This is a genomic window from Saccharopolyspora sp. NPDC045839, from assembly GCF_056431645.1.
Map to the genome: position 1 here is coordinate 154,774 of NZ_JBWKKH010000015.1, position 6,500 is coordinate 161,273.

General features: G+C 71.8%; 5 protein-coding genes. 3 read left to right on the forward strand and 2 right to left on the reverse strand.

Annotated elements, in window-relative coordinates; translation table 11 throughout:
* Positions 1-27: 27 nt before the first annotated feature.
* Entirely contained in the window at positions 28-1,245 is a 1,218-nt protein-coding gene (locus AC07EQ_RS21985; protein WP_478389788.1) for an ROK family transcriptional regulator, read from the reverse strand.
* Between the two features lie 118 nt (positions 1,246-1,363).
* On the opposite strand from AC07EQ_RS21985, the gene AC07EQ_RS21990 reads away from it, so the two are divergent.
* Genes AC07EQ_RS21990 through AC07EQ_RS22000 form a run of 3 tightly spaced genes read left to right on the forward strand, consistent with a single transcriptional unit; the run spans position 1,364 to position 4,409 of the window.
* Positions 1,364-2,704 (forward strand): extracellular solute-binding protein, encoded by a 1,341-nt coding sequence (locus AC07EQ_RS21990; RefSeq protein ID WP_478389789.1) that lies wholly within the window; start codon positions 1,364-1,366, stop codon positions 2,702-2,704.
* Positions 2,705-2,715: 11 nt separating this feature from the next.
* Positions 2,716-3,570: a carbohydrate ABC transporter permease gene (locus tag AC07EQ_RS21995; protein WP_478389790.1), complete on the forward strand. Its 855-nt coding sequence runs from the start codon at positions 2,716-2,718 to the stop codon at positions 3,568-3,570.
* Positions 3,570-4,409, forward strand: a complete 840-nt coding sequence (locus tag AC07EQ_RS22000; protein WP_478389791.1) for a carbohydrate ABC transporter permease — start codon at positions 3,570-3,572, stop codon at positions 4,407-4,409. The genes AC07EQ_RS21995 and AC07EQ_RS22000 overlap by 1 nt, the downstream gene beginning before the upstream one ends.
* A gap of 81 nt (positions 4,410-4,490) precedes the next feature.
* On the opposite strand, the gene AC07EQ_RS22005 is transcribed toward AC07EQ_RS22000, so the two are convergent.
* A complete protein-coding gene (locus tag AC07EQ_RS22005) occupies positions 4,491-6,314 on the reverse strand; it encodes an alpha/beta fold hydrolase (protein WP_478389792.1) in 1,824 nt (607 codons plus the stop codon).
* Between the last annotated feature and the right edge of the window lie 186 nt (positions 6,315-6,500).

Sequence of the window (6,500 nt, forward strand, 5' to 3'; positions counted from 1 at the left end):
TGGCTTGTCGCTGAACCCGGGGGTCGGTCAGGAGCCGAGGAGGGTGGTCAGGCGCGGCGAATAGGCGTGGTCGAGCACCAGCGACGCCGCGCCCACCGCCCCGGCGTCGTCGCCGATCAGCGCCGTCTCGACGCGCACCGGCCGCACCTTCGGCGCCCACACCTGCGCGTCGACCACCTTCGCCACGCGCGCCCGCACCAGCTCCGCCACATGCCGGAGCGCGGGCCCGCCGAGCACCACGCGATCGACGTCCAGCACGCTCACCACCGATGCCAACGCCTGGCCCAACCGGGTCGCCGCCACTCGCAGCACCCGGGTCGCCGTGGCATCGCCGTCGGCCGCCGAGCGGCACAGCCGCTCGTAGGTCGCCGCGACCGGTTCCCCGTTCGGCTCCTCCCGGGTCGCCGCCCGCCAGTCGGCGACGATCGCGCGCATCGAGCAGTACGCCTCCAGGCATCCCTTTCTGCCGCAATGGCATTCGCGCCCGCCGCCGCTGTGCACGTGGCCGATCTCGCCGGCGTTGTTGCTGACCCCGCGATGCACCTGATCGCCCAGCACCACGCCGATGCCGACCCCGGAACCCAGGTAGACGTAGACGAACGAGCCCGCGCGGTCCCCGCGACCGGCCCACCGCTCGCCGATCGCCGCGGCCGTCGCGTCGTTGTCCATCACCACCGGCAGCCCGGCGCGGCCCCCGACGATGTCGGCGAGCGGAACATCCGCCCACCCGGCCAGGTTCGGCGGCCCGAGCACCCGCCGGTTCGCCGCGTCCAGCGGACCGGGCACCGCCAGTCCGACGCCGAGCACCCGGCCGTCGGCGATGCCGGAACGCCGCACCAGCTGGTGGAAGGTGCGGGCCAGCGCAGCCCCGACCGCCTCGGGCGAGGCGTCGTCGGGCACGCGGCGGCGGCTGCGCATCCGCACGCCGCCCGCCAGGTCCAGCAGGACGCCGGTGATCCGCTCCGGATCGAGGTGCAGGCCGACCGCCGAGTACGCGTCCGGCACGACCTTCAGCAGCACCCGGCGCTTTCCGCCGGTGGACGGCGCGTGGCCGTTCTCGGTGACCAGTCCGTCGTCGATCAGCGCGCGCACGATGTTGGACATCGTCTGCGCGGTCAGCCCGGTGCGCCGCGCCAGCTCCACGCGGCTGACCTCGCCGTGCTGCCGGATCGCGTCGAGCACGACCGCCCGGTTGAACCCGCCCACCCGCGGCAGATTCGTGCCCTGCCAGGACGCTTTCGCCATCGACGCTCCTCGTCTGGGGCAGCAAGATCGTTGACTTGTTCCATCGAATGGAATTATCTTGCCCAGAGTGTGATCCGGATCTCAGGTCAGGCGCAACCACTGCCGGCGGGAGGCCGCAATGCGTCGGAGCAAGGCGATGTCCGCGTTCATCATCACCACCCTGGTCGTCGTGCTGGCCGCGTGCGGTGGCGGCGCGGCCGACGACCCGAACACGATCAGCGTCGCCTACCACCGGTACGGCAACACGTTGCAGGTCGACCAGTGGATGCAGCGGGTCAAGCAGCAGTACGAGCAGGCGCATCCGGGCAAGGTCGTGAAGCTGGATCCGGTGGTCGCGCCGGAGAGCGAGTACCTGTCGAAGCTGCAGCTGCGGATGCGCTCGCCGTCCACCGCGCCGGACGTGCTCTACGAGGACAGCTTCAACGTGAACTCCGACGTCGCGGCCGGATACCTGGCGCCGCTGGACGACCGGCTCGCGCAGTGGCCCGACTGGAACAACTACATCGACACCACCAAGCAGGCGGGCCGGGCGCAGGACGGCAAGACCTACGGCGTTCCGCTGGACACCGACACCCGCGGCCTCTGGTACAACCGCGAGCTGTTCGCCGCGGTAGGCCTGCCCGCCGACTGGCGGCCCCGGACCTGGGACGACGTCCTCGCCGCCGCCCGGCAGGTCAAGCAGCGCCGCCCGGACGCCATCGCCCTGGACCTCGCCCTGGGCAAGGCCGAGGGCGAGTCGGTGAGCATGCAGACCGTCGAAATGCTGTTGTACGGCACCGAAACCGGCACCCTCTACGACGACCGGCAGCAGAAGTGGATCGCGCCGAGCAGCGGTTTCGCCGACGCGATGGGCTTCCTGTCCACCGCGCTGGCCGAGGGCCTGACGCAGAGCGGAGCGCAGATCGCCGATGCCCAGTACGACAAGGTGTTCCGCGATGACCTGACCCGCGAGGGCAAGGTCGCGATCCGGCTGGACGGCAGCTTCGCCTCCGGGAACTGGGTGAATGCCGGCTGGCAGGACTGGAGCCGGACGATGGCGGCGACGCCGATGCCCACCCAGCACGGGCAGCCGCCGGGCACGGTCACCCTCTCCGGCGGCTGGACGCTGGCGATCAGCTCGTCCAGCCGCAAGCAGGACGACGCGTTCGAGTTCATCAAGCAGGCGATGACCAAGGACAACGTCGTGGAATACGCGGCGGCCAGCGGAAACCTGCCGGCCCGCGCGGACGCCGCCGCCGATCCGCGGGTGGTCGGCGCCAACCCGCTCAACCCGTTCTGGATCGGCCTGCTGGACAACACGCACTACCGGCCCGCGCTGCCGGAGTACCCGAAGGTCTCCGAGGCGATCCAGCAGTCGGTGCTCGACGTGGTGGCGGGCAAGCCGCCCGCCGAGGTCGCCGATCGCTGGTCGGAGCAGGTGTCGCGGATCGTGCAGCCGGCGAACACCCGGCCGGGCTGATGGCGGCGCGGGTGGGGCGCTGGCTGGTGCCGATGGCACCCGCGCTGCTGCTGCTCGGCCTGTTCGTCGCCGGTCCGATCCTGTGGAGCGGCTACGTCTCGCTCACCAACGCGGCGCTGACCGGGGCCGCGGCGACGGCGCCGGAGTTCGTCGGGCTGGAGAACTTCCGGCGGCTGCTCACCGATCCGGCGCTGTGGCATTCGGCCTGGCTGACGGTGGTCTTCACGGTCGGCTCGGCGGTCATCGGGCAGAACTGCCTGGGCATGCTCATCGCCGTGTTGACGCAGCACCGGAGCCGCTGGGTGCGCAGCGCGGTCGGCACCGTCGTGGTGTCGGCGTGGGTGCTGCCGGAGCTCGTCGCGGCCTTCGCCGTGTACGCGTTCCTGAACGCCGACGGCACGCTGAACCGGCTGCTCACCGGCCTCGGGCTCGGCGCGCAGGACTGGCTCTACAGCGCGCCGATGGTGGCGGTGATCCTGGGCAACGTCTGGCGGGGCACCGCCTTCTCGATGCTGGTGTACCAGGCGTCGCTGTCGGAGGTGCCGACCGACCTGGTGGAGGCCGCGGAGGTCGACGGCGCCGGGGTGTTCCGCCGGTTCTGGCACGTCACGCTGCCGATCATCCGGCGTTCGGTGCTGACCAACCTGATGCTCATCACGCTGCAGACGATCGGGCTGTTCACGATGATCTACGTGCTGACCGCCGGCGGCCCGGGCGCCGCGACGCAGACGCTGCCGCTGCTGATGTACGACTCGGCGTTCGAGTTCGACGAGATCGGTTACGGCGCCGCGATCTCCCTGGTGCTGCTGCTGATCGGCGGCCTGTTCGCGGTCGCGTACGCCAAGAGCCTCCGGGAGGAGGTGTGATGGCCTCGGTGACCTCCGCGCGGCGGCGCTCGGTGTCCACTGTGGTCAACCTGGTGCTCGCGGCCATCGCCCTGGCGTTCCTGGCTCCGCTGCTGTGGCTGGTCACGGCCGCGTTCGACGCCGACGCGCCGCTGGCGGCGCAGCTGCCCGCCGCGCTCACCCTTGACAACTTCGGCCAGGTGCTGAACTGGGAGACCAGTGTTGGTCCATTGTGGAACGGCCTGCTGATGAGCGGCGGCGCGGCGGTGATCTCGGTGGTCGCCGCGGTGCTGTGCGCCTATCCGCTGTCGCGCTACCAGCTGCGGTTCCGGCGCCCCTTCCTGTACGTCGTGCTGTTCGCCTCCGGCCTGCCGATGACCGCGGTGATGGTCCCGGTGTACAGCATGTTCGTGCGGCTGGAGCTGATCGACTCGATGTTCGGCACCACCCTGTTCCTGGCGGCGACGTCGCTGCCGATCGCGATCTGGATGACGAAGAACTTCATGGACGGCGTCCCCATCGCGCTGGAGGAGGCGGCGTGGGTGGACGGCGCGTCGGCGATGCAGGCGCTGCGCGCGGTGGTGCTGCCGCTGATCGTGCCCGGCTTGGCGGTGGTCGCGATCTTCACGTTCATCACCGCGTGGGGCAACTTCTTCGTGCCGTTCATCCTGCTGCTGGACCCGGCGAAGCAGCCCGCGTCGGTGGGCGTGTTCACCTTCTTCGGCCAGGGCGGCCTGATCGCCTACGGCCAGCTGGCGGCCTACTCGATCCTCTACACGGCCCCGGTGATCGCCCTGTACCTGATCGTCGGCCGAACCCTCGGCGGCGCCTTCAACCTGGCCGGCGCCATCAAGCACTGATCCGCAATTTCCATTGAAATCGAAGGTTCAATTTCAATGGAAATTGCGGGAAGGGGTGGCGCCGAAGCCTGGTGGGGCCCGTCAAGCGCCCATCCGCCGCATGATGGCGGCGACTGCGGCGGGGTGGGTGAGCTGCGGGTTGTGCCCGGCGTCGGGGATGGTGGTGACCGCGGCTGATCCCGGGGCGCTGATCAGCGGATCCTGTTGTCCGGCAACGATGTGGACCGCGGTGTCGCCGAGCAGGGCGCGGAGGGCGGCGCGTTCGGCGGGTTGGTTCGCGGCTCTGAGCCAGCGGGCGGTGCGGCGGGCGACGCCGGGTCGACGCAGCTGGGCGGCGGCGCTCGCAACGGCCTGGCGGGCTTCGGCGGAGGGCGCGCTGCTGAGGAGCGCAGCCGCGAGGCGCGGGACGGAGATCCGTTTGAGCAGCGGCGCGGCGAGCGCACGAAGCGGCTTCGAGGCTTCGGCCTGGAGGAAGTAGGGCGAAACCAGGAGCACGCCCGCGATGCGGTCGGGATGTGCGGCGGCGAAGCGCAGTGCAGGCGCGGTGGCCGCCGAGTGGGCGACGATCACGGGCCGGGTTCGCACGGGTGCCAGCAGGTCCGCGAGCCAGTCCAGCGGCGTGGCCCCGGTCGGGCCCGAGCGGCCGAGGCCCGGCAGGTCGGCGACCAGGGCGCGAGATTCCCCCAGCTCGCCGAGCACGCCCCGCCAGGACTCGCCGTCGAGCGGAAGCCCGTGCAGGAGCACGAAATCGGGCGAGGTCCGGTCGCCGGCGAGGTAGGTCCGGGAGCCTGCGACGTCGTGGAAGCCGCCGGGGAGCGCGGTGGAAGCCGCGCCGAACCGTTCCGCCACGAGCCGGTCCGCCCAGCGGCGCAGCGCGGTCCCGGCGGGCGGCTGCCGGAGCCCGGCGGCCTCGGCGACCCGCTCCGCCGAAGCGGTGTCGTAGCGGTCCTCGATCAGGAAGGCCAATGTTTCCGGGTCGGCGCCGGTCAGCGCGGTCGGGAGGCGGCGGACCAGGGACACCGGCACGCGGGTCCGCGGCGCGCGCACGCCCAGGTGGTCGGCGAGCATCCGGACCACGTCGGGCAGGTCAGGGGTGTCCGCGTCGAGCACCCAGTGCCGGCCGCCGGGCTCCGGGTCGTGCTCGGGGACGGCGGCCATGAACCTCGCGAAGTGGTCCACGGTCACGACGGGGACGAACGTGCGCGCGGTCCCGGGCAGCGCGGGCAGCCGCCCGGTCCACAGCTGGCGGACCAGTTCGGCCAGGCCGATGTACTGACCGGCCTCGCCGGTGGCCGAGTGGCCGATCACGCTGCTGGGATTCACCACCGTCAGCGGGACCGCCAGCCGGGCGGCGACGACCCGCACGGCCGCATCCGACTCGAGCTTGGAGCCCTCGTAGGCGCCCTTGTCCCGGTAGAGCGCCGCGAGTTCGGCCTCGGGGAGGGGATGCCGCGTCTGCCGGTCCAGCCCCACCCGATAGCCCGACACGTGGACCAGCCTGCGCAGGTCGGGGCGGGTGGCGGCCCACCTCAGCACGTTGAGGGCGCCGTCGACGTTGGCCGCCCGGGCCTCCTCGCGCTGCAGCCCGAACCGGTAGAGGGCGGCGGTGTTGAAGACGTCCCGCACACCGGCGAGCCGCTCGTCATCGGCCGAGCTGAGCCCCAGGCCGGGACCACCGGTGAGGTCACCGCCGACGACCACGAGCCGGTCGTCGGCCGCGCCGCGATCGCGCAGCCACCCGCGCAACTCCGCCTCCCGGCTCGTCCCGCCGCCATCCCGGAGGACGGCCGCGACCGTGCGGCCCTGGTCCAGCAGGTGCAGCACGGTCCACCGGCCGATGAATCCGGTCGCGCCGAACACGACCACGTCCGGCACCCCAACAGGCCTGCCACTCTCGATCACCATGCGAAAAAAATTAGACCGGTCTACATATTTTGTCCAGCACCCACCGCCGACCTCCCCCCGCCATCAGAAGCGTCACCACGCCGTTTTCGCGCGAAACCGGCGCTCCGCGTGAGGGGGTGGCGCCGTTTTTTCTCGAAAAAAGCGCCCCCCCGCGCGCCCCCCCCCCCCCCGCGGACCAGCCGGTCT

Bases quoted from the DNA above. Each gene is read 5' to 3' on its own strand.
- AC07EQ_RS21985 (WP_478389788.1), bottom strand. From the start codon at position 1,245: ATGGCGAAAGCGTCCTGGCAGGGCACGAATCTGCCGCGGGTGGGCGGG.
- AC07EQ_RS22000 (WP_478389791.1), top strand. From the start codon at position 3,570: ATGGCCTCGGTGACCTCCGCGCGGCGGCGCTCGGTGTCCACTGTGGTC.
- AC07EQ_RS21990 (WP_478389789.1), top strand. From the start codon at position 1,364: ATGCGTCGGAGCAAGGCGATGTCCGCGTTCATCATCACCACCCTGGTC.
- AC07EQ_RS22005 (WP_478389792.1), bottom strand. From the start codon at position 6,314: ATGGTGATCGAGAGTGGCAGGCCTGTTGGGGTGCCGGACGTGGTCGTG.